Below are 19,777 nucleotides of genomic sequence, written 5' to 3'. Positions count from 1 at the left end.
TCAATCAAAGGAAAAATACAGTTTTAAAAAGCTGAAATGGTGGAATGAACGAAATTTTGTGCTAAAAACATTTTTTCAGACGGCCTTGTATCGCTTTTTATTCATGAGTATGAGGTAGGGAGGACAGAGTGTGTCGGTTTGGAAACGAAATGGCCGGGCAAGGCTTTTTGATGCCTTGAGGTCGGTATATTAAGGGGAAGTATGGAGTAGGGAATCCACGTTTTGCTCGGTGATTTCAGCCAGTTGCGACAGCGGTACGCCGCGCAATTCGGTGGCAATTTCGGCGATACGGCGGATGTTGGCTGGTGTATTGGTTTCGTGGCCAAGCATAAAAGGGCTGTCGGTTTCGAGAACGAAATCTGTGTCGTTTAAAGCTTGTAAGGCGGCACGAACTTTTTTGGCATTGGGATTGAGCAACAGTGAGCCTATGCCGATTTTGAAGCCGAGTTTCACTAAAATCCGCGCTTCTTCTACGCTGCCGGAGAAGGCGTGAACGATACCGCCTCGTGTGAAACCGGCGGTTTTAACAGCGGCGGCAATGGCGGCGGTGGCTTTCAGATTATGGATGATGACGCGGCGGTTGAGGTGTTGGGCGAGGATGAGTTGGCGGATAAAGACGTCGGTTTGCGTGTTGCGTTGTGCTTGGGTTTGCTCTTTGCCATAAAAATCCAAGCCGATTTCGCCAACCCATGCTTGCGGATGCTGGATTAATTCTTCCTTTAATTGTTGGAATGCCGCTTCGTTGAGGCCGTCTGAAAACCACGGATGAATGCCCAAAGCGATATGGATGTTTTCAGACGGCCTCTCCAACTGCGCAACTGCATGCCAATCCTTGGGGGATGTAGCCGGTACGATAAAACGCGCTACGCCGACGGCTTGCGCTTCGGCAAGTACGGCAGGCAGCGTATCGGCAAGTTTAGGATCGGCAAGATGGCAGTGGGTGTCGGTGAAAGTCATGTTTAATGGCGGTTTACAGCAGATTTAATTGTCGCAATTCTTGTTGCACCTTATCTGCATTCCAGTCATGAGATAAGGCAAGGGTCATCAATGCAGTGGCAGTTTCGAGATTGCATTTGCCGCCGTTGATGATACCTGCCTGACGCAAAGCATCGCCTTGGGCATAGACGGCGGCGGCGCAACCTTGCGGCACTTGGCTGATGTTGAGCAGCAACTTGTCTTGTTGCGTAAAGGCTTGGACGGCTCGGACAAACGCATCGTTGCTCGGCGCATTGCCGTGGCCGTAGCTTTGCAGAATCAGGGCTTGGGCGGAAAGGTGGGGCAGGCCGTCTGAAAGTTCTTGCGCGGCATAACCGGGAATCAGTGTGCGGACGGAAACTTTGGCTTCAGGATTTGGAAGACGCGGTTTGAGGCCGTCTGAATGTTGGGTCGGGGCGGTACGGATATTGTGCCAACCTTTGTTTTCCTCCCATTCTGCGAGTGCGCCAAAATGCAGGTTGTCAAAACCTGCGGCGGTTTCGGTGCTGACCTTGCTGCTGCCGACGGCGGGGAAGAGCTTGCCGTCAAAGGCAATCGCCACTTGTTTGAGTTTGAGCGAGAAAGCGGAAACGGCGGTGGCAAGGTTGCGCGGCGCATCGCTGTTGGCGGCATCGTAAGGCCATTGCGAGCCGGTCAGGATAACGGGTTTGTCCAAACCTTGCAGCGAAAGGGCGAAGAGGTTGGCAGTGTATGCCATGGTATCCGTGCCGTGCAGCACCAAAATGCCGTCATAGTCAGGCAGCTTGGCGATAATAAGCTCCAACCAGTCGCGTTGGTTTTGTAGTGTTACTGCTGAAGAATCAATGAGCGGCTGGCAAACGTGCCATTCGAAATCAAGGCCGTCTGAAAAGGGGGCAAGGGCTTTATCGACGAGAGCGGTGTCGGGACGAAGGCCTGCGCTGCTTTGGGTCATACCGATGGTGCCGCCGGTGTAGAGGACGAAGATTTTTTGTTTCATGGTGTTTCTGATGAATGATTGAGGCCGTCTGAAAGCGGGGAAGTGTTTCAGACGGCCTGGAATGGTTTATTGATTGGCTTGTTTTTTGGCTTTTGCGGCGCGTTTTTCTTGCAGTTTTTCACGGAAGAAGGTATGGCGTCGGTGTTTTCTCCACCAAATCCAGCCGATGATGACTGCGCCGATGCCCAGTACGGTAAAGATACCTGATTGCAGGCTGTGCATTTTTTTCATCAGCCAGTCGGTATTGCGTGCGCCGTATTCGCCCAGATAAATCCAAACTGGAACGGAAATCAGTGCGGCCAAGCCGTCCATCAGGATAAAGCGCAGGTAGGAAACCTTACGGCTGATGCCAGCGGTCACGAAAACGGCAGTACGCAGGCCGGGCAGGAAACGGGCGACGAATAAAACCCAGTTGCCGTATTTGTCGAATTTTTCCTGTACTTGGGCATAGCGTTTGGGCGTCATCACGCGCGCAATCGGTTTGAATTTAAGGATTTTTTGCCCCCAAATTCGGCCGGCCGCAAACATAAAGCCGTCGCCTACCAATACGCCGAGCATGCCGACGGCAAACATAATATGCGAGTTGGTATAACCCAGGCCGGAAATCACACCGCCGGTTACCAGCGTCAAATCTTCAGGAATCGGCACGCCGAAGCCGCAAATAACCAAAACGAAAAACACGGCCGCATAGCCGTATTCAACGAAAAAAGATTCTAAAATTGCAAACATGGCCGCCGTCCCACGATAAATATTGATTGATGATTGGATTAAGTTGGAATTTTACCAAAGATAAGGCCGTCTGAAAGCAATCACAAGCAGATATTGTTTAAATTTGACGGCAGTTTGCAAAAAATCTAGAAATTCGGACGTGGAAAGTTGGGATTTGAACAGATTTGGCAGGTACAATAGCTGCTGGTTTATCTTTCAAACCCGAAATGGAAGTCTGTTTTCAGACGGCCTGTTTGGAAAGTTGGTTGTGGAATTAAAGAATCTAAAATTCAAAAGGAATCCATTATGTACACTTGTACTTCCTGCGGCGAAAATCATGAAGAGATGCCCGCAATCGGCTTTATCACTCCAGATCCCTATAATGAGTTAAGCGAGGACGAACGTAGTACCTACCAGGCCGAGTGTAACGGTGATTTCTGCATTATCCGCTATCCTGACCAAACTGACCGCTTTATCCGCACGGTGCTGCATATCCCCATTATCGGACATGAGGAAACGTTGGAATACGGCGTATGGGTATCTGTCAGCGAAAAGAGTTTTAACGATTATAAAAGCCACTTCCATGATAATCCGGAAAACGTTGTTTATTTCGGTATGATATGCAACTGGCTACCCTCATATGAAACCAACACCTTCGGTCTGCATTGTAATGTCGTTACTCAGCTCAATAACCAACGTCCTCTGCTACAACTCCATCAAAGCAGTAAACATCCGCTGGTACGCGACTTTTACCAAGGCATAGAATACGCTGAAGCGCAGGCAAGGATAGATGCGGTATTCGGATCGGATTACTAAGAACAAAAAGGTAAACATTCCTCTCTTGAACGAAACCATACTTGATATTTCCTACCTTTTCCTGCAACTGTTTTGTAAACCTGTCCGCTATTGAGCAAATTGTCCACTTCAGCGGAATGCCTATTACCTTCGTGTCTGATACGATTACAGGTGAAACGTGGATAGATTTCTGCTACAAGGGCTGGAAGTTCAGTATTCACAACCCATATGGTACATATTGGTTTTTGCTGAAAACAGCGAATGCCCCAAAGCCATATTGCAATATATGATTCAGGCCGTCTGAAATCCAAAATTTGGTTTTCAGACGGCCTCAAATAAGGATCAACATGAAATACAGAGATCTGCGAGAATTTATCGCCGGATTGGAAGCTGATGGCAAACTCAAGCGCATTCAGCATCCGGTGTCGCCGCATTTGGAAATGACCGAAATCGCCGACCGCGTGCTGCGCGCTGAAGGGCCGGCGTTGTTGTTTGAAAATCTGATTAAGCCTGACGGTACGCGTTATGATTATCCTGTCTTGGCGAATCTGTTCGGTACGCCCGAACGTGTGGCGCTGGGCATGGGTGCGGACAGCGTATCCAAGCTGCGCGAAATCGGGCAGACGCTGGCGTATCTGAAAGAACCCGAACCGCCCAAAGGCATTAAAGACGCGTTTTCCAAACTGCCGCTGTTGAAAGACATTTGGAGCATGGCGCCGAACGTGGTGAAAAACGCGCCGTGTCAGGAAATCGTATGGGAAGGTGACGACGTTGATTTATATAAACTTCCGATTCAGCATTGCTGGCCGGAAGACGTTGCACCGCTGGTAACGTGGGGCTTGACCGTCACGCGCGGCCCGTACAAAAAACGCCAAAATCTCGGCATTTACCGCCAACAACTAATCGGCAAAAACAAACTGATTATGCGCTGGCTGTCGCATCGCGGCGGCGCGTTGGATTATCAGGAATTCTGCAAACTCAATCCCGATACGCCGTATCCTATCGCCGTCGTGCTCGGTTGTGATCCTGCCACTATTCTCGGAGCGGTAACGCCTGTTCCCGATACCTTGAGCGAATACCAATTTGCCGGACTGTTGCGCGGTTCGCGGACGGAGCTGGTGAAATGTATCGGCAATGATTTGCAAGTGCCTGCCCGTGCCGAAATCGTATTGGAAGGCGTGATTCATCCAAATGAAACCGCGTTGGAAGGCCCATACGGCGACCACACCGGCTATTACAATGAGCAGGACCATTTCCCCGTGTTTACGGTCGAGCGCATTACCATGCGCGAAAACCCGATTTACCACTCCACCTACACGGGCAAACCGCCCGATGAACCTGCCGTTTTGGGCGTGGCGTTGAACGAAGTGTTCGTACCGCTCTTGCAAAAGCAGTTCCCCGAAATCACCGATTTTTACCTGCCGCCCGAAGGCTGTTCCTACCGCATGGCGGTGGTCAGCATGAAGAAACAGTACGCCGGACACGCCAAGCGCGTGATGATGGGCTGCTGGTCGTTCCTGCGCCAGTTTATGTACACCAAATTCATCATCGTAGTTGATGACGATGTGAACGTGCGCGACTGGAAAGAAGTCATCTGGGCGGTCACCACGCGCATGGACCCAGTACGCGATACCGTTTTGGTAGAAAACACGCCCATCGATTATCTCGACTTCGCCAGCCCCGTCAGCGGACTCGGCGGCAAAATGGGTTTGGATGCGACCAACAAATGGCCGGGCGAAACCGACCGCGAATGGGGGCGTGTGATCAAAAAAGACCCTGCCGTTACGGCCAAAATTGATGAGATTTGGGAGCGTTTGGGTTTGTAGATGTCGGATTCATTGGAATTTCTACTTCAAATCTTGATGGGAATTATTGGGTCTATGTTTGAGGGTACGATAGAAATATTGAGGCTCGATTGGAGAAAAAGAAAACTCTCCAAAAAAGGCTTGATTAATGTTGGCTATATGGTTTGTCATCATTGTTGCACTGATTGCGTATATAGTCATTCCTAAGTAAACATCTTATTCTGACAATGTATCTGTTAAAAGGCCGTCTGAAATTTTTTGGGTTTCAGACGGCCTTTGATTTGAAAACCTAGCGCGGTTTGAGCCACTTCCATTGTTCTTGTATGGTTTCTTGCAGGGCTTTTTGTTTTTCTGCAGGCGTATTCATACCATTGGTCAAGCGGCTGTAATCAAGGGTAATGGAAGGGTTTTGTACGGTTCCGCCGATTTTGAGGGGAATCGGTTTGTTTTTAGGCTGCAGTACGTTGCTGATAAGCAGGTTTTCGGACAGCTTTTGGGTATTCAAATCGGTATAGCCGCTGCTGACAACGTGCAGGCTGTCGGAAAACAGTTCGGTGTTGATATGATGGCTGATGCCTTTCTCGATTTCGCTATTGAGGGTGAAATGATGGAAAGGAGTTTTGAGGTTGCTGTTGTCGATTTTTTCCGAAGAGATGCCGTTTTTCAGAATGCTGTCCATATCGATGCCGTGCCATGCGCCGTTGGTAATATCGAGGAGCAGGCTGCCGTTTAGGGCTTGTATCATTTGGGCGCGGTTGTTGCCGGTGGTTTTAATGTCGATAACGGCGTCGCCGCTGCCGCTGAAGCTGTGGAAACCGAACAAGTCTTGCAGCAGCGGCTGAATTTGTATGCCTTTTGCGTTTTGCTGAAGGTGGTAGGAGGCAGGTTGGGTCGCCGCAATACTCAGACCGCCCTCGGTTTTGCCGCCATAAAGCCCGGCTTTGAAACGGTGCAGGGCGATATGTTCTTTATCGGCGGTGAGCAGGGATTCGATGTTTTCTAATTGCAGGCCGGCAGTTTGAATGCTGCCGATTTGGAGGTTGGCCTCAATGTCGGGCAACCAGGATTTGGCCAGCAGGGAAGGAAGATTCAGTGATGGCTGGGTTTTCAGATCTTCCAAGTAAGGGGTCAGATTAAGTTTTTGTAAGGCGATACCGGCGTCAAGGTGCGGACGCGGTTGGGCATCGCGTTGGTATTTAAAGGCCAAGGCAAGGGCCTGCCTGTCAAATGCGCCTTTCAGACGGCCTTCCCATGTGTTCAGGCTGAAGTTGGCCTGCCCTTCGAGTGTGCTGATGAAGCGTGGACGGGGAAGGCGGTTGATGGTGTCTTGCAGGGTGCTGAGGTGCAGTTTGGGCGCGTCGATGCCTTTGCCTTTTTGCCAAACCAACGGGCTGGAAAAGGTAAAGTTGGTTTGGAGGCGGTCGTTTTTATGGCTGCCTTTGAGTTCAAAATTGGCGGCGGTCAAAACGGTTGCGTAGAGGTTGGCTTTGTCCAGTTTGAATGAGCCGTCCCATTGGTTGTTTTCACTGCCGGCGGTCAATGCACCGTTGAGTGTATTGAGGTGCAAATAGCCGTTTTTGAATTGCAAGAGGGGAGAACGTGCGTTGATATGCAAGTTTTGGTAGCCGCTTTCGGCTTGCAGATTGAAGTCGCGGAGTAGGGCGGTTTGGTTTTGCCAATTAAGGCTGCCTGCGATTTGGGCATCCAGCTTGTTTTTGAGTAATACGGTTTGTAGGTTCAGCTTAAGTGCGGGAACGCTCCAGCCGGCATCATCTTGTACAAGATGGCCAACGCCTTGCCAACTGATGGGGTTGCCTATGTTTTGCAGTGTGCCGCTGATATCGAATGGACGGCCGTCTGAATCGGCTCTGCGCAGGGAAAATTGCAGATCGTTTAAGGCAATATCTTGTTCTTTATTGTGATAGCGGATGCTGCCGCTATTGATGATGACGCGGTTGAGCTGGAAGCTTTCTTTTGATGTATGGTTTTGTTGCAGGCAGGCAGGCAGGTGGTTTTTGGGGCCCAGCGTCAGAGAAGGATTGGAAAGAATCCATTTTTCAAGAACGGGGGCGTCTGACCATAGGCTGCTCCAGCCAAAGCCCATTTTGGACTCGGCAATGTTCAGCGTCGGCGTATCAGGTTCGGAAGATGAAAGGCTGAGGTCTTTTAAAATAAGCGTAGGGCGTGGCAGCCATTTTCTGCTGATATTGGCATTGTATTTAACTTGGCAGCCATGGGCGGAAAAGTTTTTCTGTATGAATACGTCGATGTTTTCTGTATTGAATATGCGGAACATTAAGGCACTCAATACCGCCGCGAGGCATAAAAGCACGGCAATGCTGAAAACCAGGGTTTTCAGCCAAAATTTTCCTGAGTGCAACATGGAATGAACAGACAATTCAGATTCTCGCTTTGATGGGAGCTTTAAGGAGTGATTGGAAGTTTAAGCCTTGCTGCTTAAGCGTGTGGAAGTATAACACAGAGTGGGCATGTGTTTCAGACGGCATGGGTATATGAATAAAAACACCGCCCGAAGGCGGTGTTGATTTTAAGCATAAATTATTTACGCAGACCCAGGCGGGTAATCAGTGTACGGTAAGTATCAGGCTGAGTACGGCGCAGGTAAGACAGCAGGCGACGACGTTGGCTAACCATTTTCAACAGGCCGCGACGGCTGTGGTGGTCTTTAGGGTTGGCTTTGAAGTGAGGAGTCAGGTCGTTGATGCGGAAAGTCAACAGAGCGACTTGTACTTCAGAAGAGCCGGTATCGCCTTCTTTGCGTTGGAAATCTTTAACAATTTGTGCTTTTTGTTCTACGGTCAATGCCATAATGGATAACTCCGAAAATAAAAGAACCTTTTCAGGTTCGGACAAGTTTGCCAAGCCGAACGACCTAAGCAAACTCCTAAGTGCCTTTTTATAAAGACGGGCGGATTATGCCACAATTTGTCTTTGTGCGCCATATCTTTTCAGACGGCCAAAAAAAGCGGCGATACCTTTCAGTACCGCCAAAGCTGCTTTGGTGATAAAAAACTAAACTTTATTTGCTCGCACAGCGGAAGCCCAAGTTATTTAAAACATATTTGGACTGCAGGCTGGTGCGGATGCCGTAGCGTAAGAATGCCGCATAGTTGGACGGATCGCTCGAGCCCACGGATGCGCCGCTACAGAACATTTGTGTGTTGGACGAGCCTGCAGAGAGTTGGCTGCTGTTGAAGTCTTCAGTCCATTCCCAAATCAGGCCGTGCATATCGTATACGCCCCAATAGTTGGGTTTGTTTTTACCGATGTCGTGCAGGCCGTTGCGGCCGCCGTCTGCATACCAATCTAAGATGGTACGGTTGTAGCCGGGTTCGGCAGAGCCGTCTTTTTGAGTGGCAGAGGCTAAGCCTGCAAATTCCCATTCGTCAATAGTCGGCAGGCGTTTGCCTTTGGAAACGCAGTAGGCATTGGCGGCAAACCATGAAACATTGGTTACCGGATGTTTGAGTTCGCTGGCCTTAGGCGCATAACTGTTGCTGCCGTTTTTTACCCAATGTTTCAGGTAAGCTTTTTCAGCTTGTTTAGAGCTGATTTTGTCTTTTTGCCATTGTGGATGTGTTTTCAAAAATTCGGCGAATTCGGCATTGGTTACAGGATATTTGTCAAGTTGGAAGGGCTTGACTTTAATAAGGGAAGTCTCTTTTTTGAGATAGAGAGGACGATAGCTGCCTCCTTCGATTTTTACCATTTCGGCTGCAAATGTATTGCCGCAGATTAAGGCACTGCCTAAGAGGAGGAGTCGTATGAGTTTCATGGTACGCCCTTATTATCGTTTGAAAACAGAAAATTTATTTTTAAGATAGCCTAATCATAACAAGGCCGTCTGAAAAATTAATCTGTCTGATTGAATAGGAAGATTAATTGTGATGGAAGCCACTGCGACTCTAAGAGAAGAGTAGCAGTGGCTTGGCGTATTAAACCGAGGGATTATTTAGCGGCTTCAGAAGCAGCAGGTGCGGCAGACGCAGCGGCTGGGGCAGAAGCGGCAGCACCGGCAGGTTGGTAAACGGTGTCGCTCAGTTTTTTGGTCATGATTTCAGGGTTTTCGTTACCCTCAACTTTCAATTGACCCAAAGCACCTTTGTTGAACGCACGGAAGATAGAGTGGTCAACTATAGTGTAGCTGCCTGGAATATCGACTTTGAATTCGATCATGGCGGCGCCACCAGCAGGAATCACAGTGCTTTGTACGTTTTCGTTAATCAGTTTACCACCTTCAACATATACTTTGTCGAAGATTTCGCCGATAACGTGGAAAGAAGATACCAAGTTAGGACCACCGTTACCAACGTACATACGAACAGTTTCACCAGCTTTAGCTTTCAGGGCATTGTCGCCGGCGATAGAGCCTACGTGGCCGTTGAATACAACGTATTCAGGTTGTTCGGCAATTGCTTTGTCCATATCGAAAGGTTGCAGGCCTTGAGCACCTTTTTTACCTTTAGTATAGAAGTCGCCTTGTACGATGTAGAACTCTTTGTCCACTTTAGGCAGACCTTCTTTAGGTTCAACCAAGATCAAACCGTACATACCGTTGGCGATGTGCATACCTACAGGAGCAACGGCACAGTGGTAAATGTACAAACCGGCTTGCAGAGCTTTAAAGCTGAAAGTAGAAGTGTGGCCTGGGGCAGTGAAGGAAGCTTCTGCACCACCGCCTTGACCGGTAGCAGCGTGGAAGTCAACGTTGTGAGGAACGGTAGAAGAAGGATTGTTAGAGAATTCTACTTCTACGGTATCGCCTTCGCGTACACGGATCATTTGACCCGGAACGTCGCCGTTGAATGTCCAGTAGTGGTATTCAACACCGTCTTCCATGGTCATGGTTTTTTCGACGGTTTCCATTTTAACGCGTACTTTAGCCGGATGATCGCGATCGATTGCAGGTGGAACTTCCGGAGCGTGAGTCATGATGGCATCGACTACAGGCAATTCTGAAGAAGGAGTCTCGGCAGCAGCTTGTGAGTCAGAAGCAGCAGCAGGAGCTTCGGCAGAAGCGGTGGCAGCCGGAGTTTCAGCTGGTTTAGCAGCTTGTTCGCCGCATGCGGCCAGTGCAAATACAGAAGCGATAAGTGCAGCTAAGGTTTGGCGTTTCATGTTTAAAGTTTCCTTATTGTAAGAAAAGTTAAGTATCCTGATAGGATGGTTTGAAATTTTGTATGATTATGTAGGCGCTTGTTTGGGTGTATTTTGACATAAATCAAATTGTTCAATGAATATGAATCTTTTAATCCTTAAATACTCCTTTAGTAGTATAAAAAACTAAACCGAAAAGTTTATTTTTGTGTGAAAATGTTAGTGTGGGCTTAACACAAAATATAACAAAGGAGGAGTTATACAAGATAATAGGAATCAATATCATGTAAGTTAATGGTTTTAAAGGAATATTATTGACAAAATATTTCTTTACTTTTAAAACCGTGATACAATCTTTAACATTCATATTTGATGAATTAATACCCAACCACTTTTTACCAAAATCAAGGAGTACTCAAAATGGGACAGTACAAGAAGCTTTGGTACTTGCTGTTTGCCGTACTGGCAGTATGCTTTACCATTCTTGGTTATATGGGTAGCGAGGTCTATAAAAAGGCTCCGCCATACCCTGAACAAGTCGTTTCTGCATCCGGCAAAGTCCTGATGACCAAAGACGATATTTTGGCAGGTCAATCTGCATGGCAAACTACCGGCGGTATGGAAGTTGGCTCTGTATTGGGTCACGGTGCATACCAAGCTCCGGACTGGACTGCCGACTGGCTGCACCGCGAGCTGGTTGCATGGTTGGATCTGACTGCGCAAGAAACTTACGGCAAAAAATTTGACGAAGTTTCTCCTGAGGAACAAGCTGTTCTGAAAACCCGTTTGGCTGACGAATACCGCAACCAAAGCCGTATTAAGGAAGACGGTTCTGTCGTTATCAGCGATACTCGCGTGAAAGCGATCGAAAGCATTCTGCCTTACTACCACGGTGTGTACAGCGACGATCCTAAGTTCCAAACCACTCGCGAACACTTTGCAATGAAAAACAACACATTGCCAAGCCAAGAAGCGCGTGAAAAACTGTTCAACTTCTTCTTCTGGACTTCTTGGTCTGCTTCGACCAACCGTCCTGACGAGAACTTCACTTACACCAACAACTGGCCGCACGAGCCTTTGATCAACAACGTACCGACTACTGAAAACTACATGTGGTCCTTCACCAGCGTGGTATTGTTGCTGATGGGTATCGGCTTGCTGATGTGGGGTTACTCTTTCTTGACCAAACACGAAGAGGTTGAAGTACCTACTGAGGATCCTATTTCCAAAGTACAACTGACTCCTTCTCAAAAAGCGTTGGGCAAATATGTATTCCTGACTGTTGCGCTGTTTGTCGTACAAGTACTGTTGGGTGGTTTGACCGCTCACTATACTGTCGAAGGTCAAGGTTTCTACGGTATCGATACCGCCTTGGGCTTTGAAATGGCCGACTGGTTCCCATATGCGTTGACCCGTACTTGGCACATCCAATCCGCTATTTTCTGGATTGCAACCGGCTTCCTGACAGCAGGTCTGTTCTTGGCTCCGATTGTGAACGGCGGTAAAGATCCTAAATTCCAACGTGCCGGTGTGAACTTCCTGTACATCGCCCTGTTCATCGTAGTCGGCGGTTCTTATGCAGGTAACTTCTTTGCTTTGACCCACATCATTCCGCCTGAGCTGAACTTCTGGTTCGGTCACCAAGGTTACGAATACTTGGATCTGGGTCGCTTCTGGCAACTGTTGCTGATGGTCGGCTTGCTGTTGTGGCTGTTCCTGATGCTGCGTTGTACTGTCTCTGCCTTTAAAGAAAAAGGTACAGACAAAAACCTGTTGGCTATCTTCGTAGCTTCTATGGTCGGTGTGGGTGTGTTCTATGCTCCTGGCCTGTTCTACGGTGAAAAATCTCCAATCGCTGTGATGGAATACTGGCGTTGGTGGGTGGTTCACCTGTGGGTAGAAGGTTTCTTCGAAGTGTTCGCTACTGCCGCCTTCGCATTCATCTTCTACAACATGGGCTTTGTCCGCCGTAGTACTGCTACTGCTTCTACTTTGGCTGCTGCTGCCATCTTCATGTTGGGTGGTATTCCAGGTACATTGCACCACTTGTACTTCTCCGGCTCTACCTCTGCTTCTATGGCAATCGGTGCATGTTTCTCCGCTTTGGAAGTTGTACCTTTGGTTCTGCTGGGTCGTGAAGCTTACGAACACTGGTCTTACCAACATCTGTCCGATTGGGCGAAACGTCTGCGTTGGCCTCTGATGTGCTTCGTAGCAGTTGCCTTCTGGAACATGATCGGTGCCGGCGTATTCGGCTTCCTGATTAACCCGCCGATTTCCCTGTTCTACATCCAAGGTCTGAACACTACTGCAGTTCACGCTCACGCGGCTCTGTTTGGTGTGTATGGTTTCTTGGCTCTGGGCTTCGTATTGCTGGTTGCACGTTACCTGAAACCTAATGCTCAATTTGACGACAAACTGATGACTTGGGCATTCTGGCTGTTGAACGGCGGCCTGGTGGGTATGATTGCCATCAGCCTGTTGCCGGTTGGCGTGATTCAAGCTTACGCTTCTATCACTCACGGTCTGTGGTATGCACGTAGCGAAGAATTCCTGCAAATGGAAATTCTGGATACCCTGCGTTGGGTTCGTACCGCTGCTGACTTGATCTTTATCGGTGGTGCTGTCTGCGTTGCTATCCAAGCTACCAAAATCGTATTCAGCCGCGATAAATAATCTTAAGCTGAATTAAATCGAAGGCCGTCTGAAAAGTTTTCAGACGGCCTTTCTGTTATAATTTCAATATTCTTAAATCGACAAGACAAAACATTATGTTTAAGCAAGCTGCTCAAGAGCTGATCACTGTTCGCGATTTGTTGCGTTTCGCCGTCAGCCGTTTTAACGATGCCGGACTGTTTTTCGGACACGGAAGCGATAATGCCCATGACGAGGCAGCCTATCTGATTTTGCACACTTTGAATCTGCCGTTGGATACGTTGGAGCCTTATTTGGATGCCAAATTGTTGCAAAGTGAGAAGGAAGAGGTATTATCCATTCTCGAACGCCGCGCAGTGGAGCATATTCCTGCCGCGTATCTGACACATCAGGCATGGCAGGGCGAGTTTGATTTTTATGTCGATGAGCGCGTCATTGTGCCTCGTTCTTTTATTTATGAATTGCTTGGCGACGGTATCCGTCCTTGGATTGAACATGATGAGTTGGTGCATCGAGCTTTGGATTTGTGTACCGGTAGCGGCTGTTTGGCCATTCAAATGGCGCACCACTATCCTGATGCACAAATCGATGCCGTAGATTTGAGCTTAGATGCTTTGGAAGTAGCGGCCATCAATATCGAAGATTATGGCTTGGAAGACCGCATCAGCTTGGTGCATACCGATTTGTTTGAAGGTTTGGATGAAACCTATGACTTGATTGTTTCCAATCCGCCTTATGTCGACGCGGAATCTGTGGAAGCATTGCCCGATGAGTACCTGCATGAGCCGGAATTGGCTTTGGGCAGTGGCGAAGATGGTTTGGATGCTACACGCCAAATCATTTTGCAGGCTGCGAAATATTTGAATCCGAAAGGTGTATTGCTGGTTGAAATCGGCCACAACCGCGAAGTATTGGAGGCGGCTTATCCGGAATTGCCGTTTACTTGGTTGGAAACTAGCGGTGGCGATGGGTTTGTATTCTTGTTGACCCGTGAGCAATTATTGGGTGAAGAATAAATTGTTTTAATGTAATTGAAATAGAGGCCATCTGAAAAAAAATTCAGACGGCCTCTGTTTTGTAATGTCTTTAATGTTTTAAGAAAATACAAATGCCTATGATAGGTCGGCTATGAAATCCAAGCAGGGTTTGAAACTATGGCTTATAATATTCGTCATAGATTTAAATACCGGTAGATTTTTATTACTGACTTTTGTAGAACATATACTGCCAAACCCAATATTATGAATAATCGTTTAAAATCAGGCCTGTTGGCTGCTGTTTTATTCAGTATGCCCGTTGTCGCTTTTGCCCAGCAATATACCGTTTATTTCAATCAAAACGGTAAACTGACGGCAACCATGCCTTCGGTTGCTTATGTCCGCCAATACAAAATTGCGGCAGGTAAGGCGCAGGTTCAGGATTTTTACTATCCATCAATGAAAAAATATTCTGATCCGTACGAGATACCTGCTGGTCAGATTAAGGTTTTTGTGCCGGCGTTGGATAATGGTACATTAACCCTGTGGCATTTCAACGGTCAGAAAAAGATGGTCGGCAGCTATCGCAACGGCAAACCGCATGGCGAATGGGTTAACTGGTATCCAAACGGCAAAAAATCTGCGGTGATGCCTTATCAAAATGGCCTGAGTGAGGGCGTGGGTTCTCGCTATTACCGAAATGGCGTGAAAGAAAGCGAAATTCAGTTTAAGCACGATAAAGCCAATGGCCATTGGAAACAATGGTATTCAGACGGCAGTCCGAAAACTGAAATGATGATGAGCAATGACAAACCAACGGAGATCATCAGTTGGGATGAAAATGGCCGCATCGTGTCTGAATTGAGTATTCGCAACGGTAAACGCAGCGGCATTATTTTGGATTGGTATGATGATGGTGCGAAGAAATCTGAGCTGGTTTATAAAGACGACCAGTTGGTGAAAAAAACTTTTTGGGATACGGACGGATACGTTCTCGAATAATTTTGATTATAAAAAACCGCAAGCTGATTAGCTTGCGGTTTTTTATTACATACAGCCTTTGTTTTGGCATAGGGTAAATAACGGCGCGCCGCTTTCGCGGATTTTTTTTCCGCCGTCCAAGTCGGTAAATTCCAAAATGGCAGCCGCTTCGATTACTTCGCCGCCCAGTTTGCGGATCAGCTCGACACCTGCCAGCATTGTGCCGCCGGTTGCCACCAAGTCATCTACCAACAAAACGCGTGCGCCCGGCTTGATGGCGTCGGTATGGATTTCTACCGTTGCTTCGCCATATTCCAAAGCGTAACTTTGAGAAACCGTATCAAACGGCAGTTTGCCTTTTTTGCGGATGGGGACAAAGCCGACGTTCAGCTGATAGGCCAAAGCCGCACCAATGATGAAACCGCGCGCGTCCAAGCCTGCCACAACGTCAACTTTTTGCCCCATATAGCGGTAAACCAGTAAATCGACCAGTAGGCGGAAATATTCTGCGCTTTGCAAAACAGGAGTAATGTCATGAAACAAAATCCCTTTTTGCGGCCAGTTTTCAATTTTACGGATTTTCTCCGCCAAAGCTTCTACGCCCATTACTTCAGGATGAATCAACATTTCGACATTCCGAAATCAAAAAGTTTTTAACACGATATTGTAGCGGTCATATGCGGACTTGCCAAATTAATCGATACAATAGCCAAATTTTGCAACATGCCGTCTGAAATTCCGAGAAACATTGTGTTGTGTTATAATTTACAGATACATACCATCGGCTGAACCACCATGCAAAATCATAAAAAAGGCAATATTTACATTATTTCTGCCGCTTCTGGCACAGGTAAAACGACCTTGGTGTCGCGCCTATTGAAAAATCATGACGACATCCGTGTTTCTATTTCTCATACCACGCGCCAGCCGCGTGAGGGTGAGGCACATGGTGTGCATTACCACTTTGTTCCCAAAGAAGAATTTGAATCACTGATTGAGCAAAGAGCCTTTTTAGAACACGCCAATGTGTTCGGTAATTATTACGGCACCAGCATTGCCGGCGTGAATTCGTTGAGCGAAGAGGGCTATGACGTAATTTTGGAAATTGATGTGCAAGGTGCGGCGCAAGTGCGTAAATCGTTGCCTGAAGCCAGCAGCATTTTTATCCTGCCGCCTTCCTTTGAAGTTTTGGCGCAACGTTTGATCGGCCGTGGTACAGACAGCGAAGAAGTTATTCAAACACGCCTGTCTAAAGCCCGTCATGAGATTGAACAATCCGTTTTGTTCGATTACGTCGTCGTGAATGACGATTTGGATCGTGCCGAAGCCGATTTGTTCCACATTATTAAAGCAGGCCGTCTGAAAAAATCCGCCCAGCAGGGATTTATCTCAAACCTGTTGGAAAATTCGTAAAAAACAGCGAAAATAACCGTTTTATTTGAAACATAGAAAGAAAGCAAGCAAACATGGCTCGTATTACTACTGAAGACTGCACAGGTAAAATCCCTAACCACTTCGACCTTACCCTCGTTGCCGCCCGTCGTGCACGCCAGCTCGAAAACGGCAATACGCCTTTGGTTGACGACATCCGTAACAACAAACCAACCGTAACCGCCCTACGCGAAATCGCAGCCGGACAAATCGGAACCGAGCTGCTGACCCGCAACAAATAAACCAACCGGCAAACCGATAAAACCGCCGCGCGGACTGTATCGGTGCGATATAACAACCGATACAGTCTGACGGCTTAAAAAAATAGCCATAAAAGGCCGTCTGAAAATGCCAGCCCCACTGCCTACCGCCCCCTATGACCCGCTGACAGCAGAAGCGCGCGAGCTTCTGTTTCGCACCGCATCCTATCTCAATACCAATGAGCAGGCCGAGCTTGAAAGAGCCGTTGCCTACGCTTTCCACGCTCATGACGGACAAACCCGTAAAAGCGGCGAACCCTACATCACCCATCCTCTCGCCGTTGCCACGCAGCTTGCGATTTGGCACATGGATGTTCAAGGTCTTTGCGCGGGCGTTATGCACGATGTATTGGAAGATACGGGTGTAACCAAAGTCGAAATGGCGGCAGAATTCGGCGATACCATTGCTGAAATGGTAGACGGCCTCTCCAAACTGGAAAAACTCAAATTTGAAGATCATGCCGAGCATCAGGCGGAAAGTTTCCGCAAGCTTATCCTCGCCATGACTAAAGACGTGCGTGTCATCGTCGTCAAACTTGCAGACCGATTGCACAATATGCGCACCCTTGGCTCTATGCGTCCGGAAAAACGCCGCCGCATCGCCAAAGAAACCCTCGAAATTTATGCTCAAATCGCCAACCGCATTGGCCTTAACAATGCGTATCAAGAGCTTCAAGACTTATCGTTCCAAAACCTCCACCCAAGACGCTACGAAACCCTGAAAAAAGCCATGGACAACAGCCGCAAAAATCGCCGCGATGTTGTTGGCAAAGTGTTGCGTGCATTCGGTCAACGTTTGGTCGGTGTCAATATTGAAGCCAAAATCAAAGGCCGCGAGAAAAACTTATACAGCATCCATCAAAAAATGCTGGCTAAAAAACTGCGTTTTGCCGAAGTGATGGATATTTACGGCTTTCGGGTCATCGTAAACAACATTCCTGCCTGTTATGCCGCGTTGGGCGCATTACATAATTTATACCACCCCAAGCCCGGCCGTTTTAAAGACTATATCGCCATTCCGAAAAGCAACGGTTATCAAAGCCTGCACACGACCTTGGTCGGCCCTTACGGTTTGCCGATCGAAGTGCAAATCCGTACGCGTGAAATGGATGCCGTGGCAGAGGGCGGTATTGCCGGCCATTGGATTTACAAATCCGGTGAAAACACTCCGGACCAAGCCGTCCTCCATATGAACCGATGGATGAAAAATATTCTTGACCTGCAGGCCAGCAGCTCAAATGCTATCGAGTTTCTGGAGCATGTCAAAGTCGATTTGTTTCCCAACGAAGTCTATATCGTTACCCCGAAAGGCGATATCCTTACCTTGCCTAAAGGTGCGACGCCGATTGACTTTGCCTATGCCGTTCACACCAATATCGGTCATAAAACCGTTGCCGCGCGTATCAATAACGTCATGATGCCGTTGCGCACCAAGCTGAAAACCGGCGATACGGTAGAAATCATTACTTCCGAGCACGCCAAGCCTAATGTGGCATGGCTGAATTTTACCGTTTCCAGCCGTGCGCGCAGCGCCATCCGCCAATATATTAAAAATCTGAATCGTCACGATGCCGTTGTTTTGGGTGAGAACCTGCTGCAAAAAGCTTTATCCAGCCTGTTGCCTAAAGACATCCTGCTTTCAGACGACCTCAAAGAAAAATACCTTGCCGATTTGAATACCAAACAAACCTCGTTTGAAGAGGTCCTCTACAATGTCGGTATGGGGCATACTTTGCCGGTACACGTTGCCATGCACATTGCCGAGTTGGCAGGCCAACATTTTGGCAGCGAGGTCAAACTCAGCCCGATCAAAGTCAACGATCAGGAAACCGGCCGGATTCATTTTGCCGAATGTTGCCATCCGATTCCCGGCGATGCGATCCGCGCATTATTGGTCAAAGACAAGGGTATGATTATCCACCGTGATACCTGTCAAACTTTGGTTAAAGCTGATCCAGAAGAGCAACTGGATGCGGGTTGGGACAGTTTGCGCAATCAAACGTACCGCACCATCCTCAATGTCAAATCCGAAGATGCGCATGGTTTGCTGGCCTCAATGGCGCAAGCGATTTCCAATTCCGGTGCGGATATCGAATCTGTCGATACGCCAACCAAAGCGCAAGCAGGAACGGAAGGTTTTGTAGAATTTAAATTCACAATTAAAGTCAAAGACTTGGATCAGGTTAATCAGATTATTCATGCAATGCATGCCAATCCGAATATCCGCAAAGTGATTCGAGGATAATCTCGTTATAAGCAAAGGCCGTCTGAAAGTGTTTTCAGACGGCCTTTTTGATGTTTATAAATAAAAGCTGTTGGCTTTTTTGTAATTGGATTGGGTTTAATTCAACCAAAAACGGAAAACCAAGAAGAAAACCAAGGCCAAAACGCCGGCCCAAACCAGCAACATGAATCCGGCTACTGCCTGACCCAAGCGGTAAACAGGGTTTTTGCGTTCATCTTCGAGTAGGGGATTAGGTGTATCGTGCGGTTTGTCGGACATGATGAAGCTCTGATTGAATTATTGAATAAAAGCGTAAGGGTACGCCGATAGAAGCAAAGTTTCAAGTGGGAATGATTATTGATAGAAGTCTTCGTCTTCATTCCACGCGGTTTTTAAGGCCATCTGAATGGTGTCGGCACCAAAGCCGCGATAGGCAAGGAAACGCGCTTGTTTTTGTTTTTCTTTCAAATCTTGGGCTTCTTGCTTAAATTTTTTACGCAAGACGGAAATAGCGGTTTGCAGCTCGTCCTCCCTATCGGGTAGGAACTCCCGACAGTCGTCTGCATCGATACCTTGTTGCGCCAAAGCTTGCTTGAGGCGGAGCGCACCGTAACGGTTGCTCTTGCTGTGAATATAGGCTTCTGCGTAACGTTGGTCGGATTGCCAATTTCGTTCGGCGAATTCGTCCAAAACCTTTTCCAATTCTTCTTCGCTTTCAGCGTGCGGAGCCAGTTTGCGTTTCAAGCCAACACGGCTGACTTCCTGACGGGAAAGAATATCCAAGGCGCGGGCGCGTAAGGTTTTGGGAGGTTTCATGGGAATATGGAAAGGGAGGGATTTAACTACATTGAATTACATTTTTAGACGGC

General features: G+C 47.9%; 18 protein-coding genes. 8 read left to right on the top strand and 10 right to left on the bottom strand.

What is annotated here, in order from left to right:
- Positions 1-189 precede the first annotated feature (189 nt).
- From CYJ98_RS06335 to CYJ98_RS06325, 3 genes are all read right to left on the bottom strand, one after another.
- Positions 190-957, bottom strand: coding sequence for a TatD family hydrolase (locus CYJ98_RS06335; RefSeq protein ID WP_101755329.1), 768 nt, complete (start codon positions 955-957; stop codon positions 190-192).
- A 13-nt stretch (positions 958-970) separates the two neighbouring features.
- Positions 971-1,954 (bottom strand): asparaginase, encoded by a 984-nt coding sequence (locus CYJ98_RS06330; protein ID WP_101755330.1) that lies wholly within the window; start codon positions 1,952-1,954, stop codon positions 971-973.
- 66 nt (positions 1,955-2,020) lie between these two features.
- A complete protein-coding gene (locus CYJ98_RS06325; RefSeq protein ID WP_101755331.1) occupies positions 2,021-2,683 on the bottom strand; it encodes a DedA family protein in 663 nt (220 codons plus the stop codon).
- A 285-nt stretch (positions 2,684-2,968) separates the two neighbouring features.
- Between CYJ98_RS06325 and CYJ98_RS06320 the strand changes: the two genes are divergently transcribed.
- Together CYJ98_RS06320 and ubiD are read left to right on the top strand one after the other, a co-directional pair.
- Positions 2,969-3,478, top strand: coding sequence for a DUF2199 domain-containing protein (locus CYJ98_RS06320; RefSeq protein WP_101755332.1), 510 nt, complete (start codon positions 2,969-2,971; stop codon positions 3,476-3,478).
- 326 nt (positions 3,479-3,804) lie between these two features.
- On the top strand, positions 3,805-5,283 hold the full coding sequence (ubiD, locus tag CYJ98_RS06315; protein WP_101755333.1) for a 4-hydroxy-3-polyprenylbenzoate decarboxylase: 1,479 nt from the start codon (positions 3,805-3,807) through the stop codon (positions 5,281-5,283).
- Between the two features lie 268 nt (positions 5,284-5,551).
- On the opposite strand, the gene CYJ98_RS06310 is transcribed toward ubiD, so the two are convergent.
- From CYJ98_RS06310 to nirK, 4 genes are all read right to left on the bottom strand, one after another.
- Entirely contained in the window at positions 5,552-7,645 is a 2,094-nt protein-coding gene (locus CYJ98_RS06310) for an AsmA family protein (RefSeq protein WP_101755334.1), read from the bottom strand.
- 176 nt (positions 7,646-7,821) lie between these two features.
- On the bottom strand, positions 7,822-8,091 hold the full coding sequence (gene rpsO, locus CYJ98_RS06305) for a 30S ribosomal protein S15 (protein ID WP_003679932.1): 270 nt from the start codon (positions 8,089-8,091) through the stop codon (positions 7,822-7,824).
- A 211-nt stretch (positions 8,092-8,302) separates the two neighbouring features.
- Complete coding sequence (locus CYJ98_RS06300) at positions 8,303-9,058, bottom strand: formylglycine-generating enzyme family protein (protein ID WP_003745813.1); 756 nt, start codon at positions 9,056-9,058, stop codon at positions 8,303-8,305.
- A 173-nt stretch (positions 9,059-9,231) separates the two neighbouring features.
- Positions 9,232-10,401: a copper-containing nitrite reductase gene (gene nirK, locus CYJ98_RS06295; RefSeq protein WP_004519389.1), complete on the bottom strand. Its 1,170-nt coding sequence runs from the start codon at positions 10,399-10,401 to the stop codon at positions 9,232-9,234.
- 399 nt (positions 10,402-10,800) lie between these two features.
- Here nirK and CYJ98_RS06290 point away from each other — a divergent pair, with 399 nt between their 5' ends.
- From CYJ98_RS06290 to CYJ98_RS06280, 3 genes are all read left to right on the top strand, one after another.
- A complete protein-coding gene (locus CYJ98_RS06290) occupies positions 10,801-13,056 on the top strand; it encodes a nitric-oxide reductase large subunit (RefSeq protein ID WP_003745817.1) in 2,256 nt (751 codons plus the stop codon).
- A 95-nt stretch (positions 13,057-13,151) separates the two neighbouring features.
- A complete protein-coding gene (gene prmB / locus CYJ98_RS06285) occupies positions 13,152-14,051 on the top strand; it encodes a 50S ribosomal protein L3 N(5)-glutamine methyltransferase (RefSeq protein WP_036491733.1) in 900 nt (299 codons plus the stop codon).
- Positions 14,052-14,324: 273 nt separating this feature from the next.
- Positions 14,325-15,014 carry a toxin-antitoxin system YwqK family antitoxin gene (locus CYJ98_RS06280; protein ID WP_419150079.1) on the top strand — a complete coding sequence of 230 codons (690 nt, stop codon included), beginning with the start codon at positions 14,325-14,327 and terminating at the stop codon, positions 15,012-15,014.
- Between the two features lie 45 nt (positions 15,015-15,059).
- On the opposite strand, the gene CYJ98_RS06275 is transcribed toward CYJ98_RS06280, so the two are convergent.
- On the bottom strand, positions 15,060-15,620 hold the full coding sequence (locus tag CYJ98_RS06275) for an adenine phosphoribosyltransferase (protein WP_101755336.1): 561 nt from the start codon (positions 15,618-15,620) through the stop codon (positions 15,060-15,062).
- A gap of 168 nt (positions 15,621-15,788) precedes the next feature.
- Between CYJ98_RS06275 and gmk the strand changes: the two genes are divergently transcribed.
- From gmk to CYJ98_RS06260, 3 genes are all read left to right on the top strand, one after another.
- Positions 15,789-16,406, top strand: a complete 618-nt coding sequence (gene gmk / locus CYJ98_RS06270) for a guanylate kinase (RefSeq protein ID WP_063067948.1) — start codon at positions 15,789-15,791, stop codon at positions 16,404-16,406.
- A 53-nt stretch (positions 16,407-16,459) separates the two neighbouring features.
- The gene (rpoZ, locus tag CYJ98_RS06265) at positions 16,460-16,666 is read left to right on the top strand and encodes a DNA-directed RNA polymerase subunit omega (protein ID WP_003682294.1); all 207 of its coding nucleotides are present in this window, start codon (positions 16,460-16,462) and stop codon (positions 16,664-16,666) included.
- A gap of 106 nt (positions 16,667-16,772) precedes the next feature.
- Positions 16,773-18,929: a RelA/SpoT family protein gene (locus tag CYJ98_RS06260; protein WP_101755337.1), complete on the top strand. Its 2,157-nt coding sequence runs from the start codon at positions 16,773-16,775 to the stop codon at positions 18,927-18,929.
- Positions 18,930-19,025: 96 nt separating this feature from the next.
- On the opposite strand, the gene CYJ98_RS06255 is transcribed toward CYJ98_RS06260, so the two are convergent.
- Both CYJ98_RS06255 and recX read right to left on the bottom strand, forming a co-directional pair.
- Entirely contained in the window at positions 19,026-19,187 is a 162-nt protein-coding gene (locus CYJ98_RS06255) for a hypothetical protein (RefSeq protein WP_049344044.1), read from the bottom strand.
- A 75-nt stretch (positions 19,188-19,262) separates the two neighbouring features.
- Positions 19,263-19,724, bottom strand: coding sequence for a recombination regulator RecX (gene recX / locus CYJ98_RS06250; protein ID WP_101755338.1), 462 nt, complete (start codon positions 19,722-19,724; stop codon positions 19,263-19,265).
- Positions 19,725-19,777: the final 53 nt, after the last annotated feature.

The organism is Neisseria perflava (assembly GCF_002863305.2).
Classification (GTDB): domain Bacteria; phylum Pseudomonadota; class Gammaproteobacteria; order Burkholderiales; family Neisseriaceae; genus Neisseria; species Neisseria perflava_A.
The sequence above is the reverse complement of the archived record's forward strand: the minus strand, read 5'-3'. Positions and strand labels throughout refer to the sequence as shown.

Coding starts and splice junctions, on each gene's coding strand:
- CYJ98_RS06325 (WP_101755331.1), bottom strand. CDS start 2,683: ATGTTTGCAATTTTAGAATCTTTTTTCGTTGAATACGGCTATGCGGCC.
- prmB (WP_036491733.1), top strand. CDS start 13,152: ATGTTTAAGCAAGCTGCTCAAGAGCTGATCACTGTTCGCGATTTGTTG.
- CYJ98_RS06290 (WP_003745817.1), top strand. CDS start 10,801: ATGGGACAGTACAAGAAGCTTTGGTACTTGCTGTTTGCCGTACTGGCA.
- ubiD (WP_101755333.1), top strand. CDS start 3,805: ATGAAATACAGAGATCTGCGAGAATTTATCGCCGGATTGGAAGCTGAT.
- rpoZ (WP_003682294.1), top strand. CDS start 16,460: ATGGCTCGTATTACTACTGAAGACTGCACAGGTAAAATCCCTAACCAC.
- CYJ98_RS06255 (WP_049344044.1), bottom strand. CDS start 19,187: ATGTCCGACAAACCGCACGATACACCTAATCCCCTACTCGAAGATGAA.
- CYJ98_RS06330 (WP_101755330.1), bottom strand. CDS start 1,954: ATGAAACAAAAAATCTTCGTCCTCTACACCGGCGGCACCATCGGTATG.
- CYJ98_RS06335 (WP_101755329.1), bottom strand. CDS start 957: ATGACTTTCACCGACACCCACTGCCATCTTGCCGATCCTAAACTTGCC.
- gmk (WP_063067948.1), top strand. CDS start 15,789: ATGCAAAATCATAAAAAAGGCAATATTTACATTATTTCTGCCGCTTCT.
- recX (WP_101755338.1), bottom strand. CDS start 19,724: ATGAAACCTCCCAAAACCTTACGCGCCCGCGCCTTGGATATTCTTTCC.
- rpsO (WP_003679932.1), bottom strand. CDS start 8,091: ATGGCATTGACCGTAGAACAAAAAGCACAAATTGTTAAAGATTTCCAA.
- CYJ98_RS06300 (WP_003745813.1), bottom strand. CDS start 9,058: ATGAAACTCATACGACTCCTCCTCTTAGGCAGTGCCTTAATCTGCGGC.
- CYJ98_RS06275 (WP_101755336.1), bottom strand. CDS start 15,620: ATGTTGATTCATCCTGAAGTAATGGGCGTAGAAGCTTTGGCGGAGAAA.
- nirK (WP_004519389.1), bottom strand. CDS start 10,401: ATGAAACGCCAAACCTTAGCTGCACTTATCGCTTCTGTATTTGCACTG.
- CYJ98_RS06320 (WP_101755332.1), top strand. CDS start 2,969: ATGTACACTTGTACTTCCTGCGGCGAAAATCATGAAGAGATGCCCGCA.
- CYJ98_RS06310 (WP_101755334.1), bottom strand. CDS start 7,645: ATGTTGCACTCAGGAAAATTTTGGCTGAAAACCCTGGTTTTCAGCATT.
- CYJ98_RS06260 (WP_101755337.1), top strand. CDS start 16,773: ATGCCAGCCCCACTGCCTACCGCCCCCTATGACCCGCTGACAGCAGAA.
- CYJ98_RS06280 (WP_419150079.1), top strand. CDS start 14,325: ATGCCCGTTGTCGCTTTTGCCCAGCAATATACCGTTTATTTCAATCAA.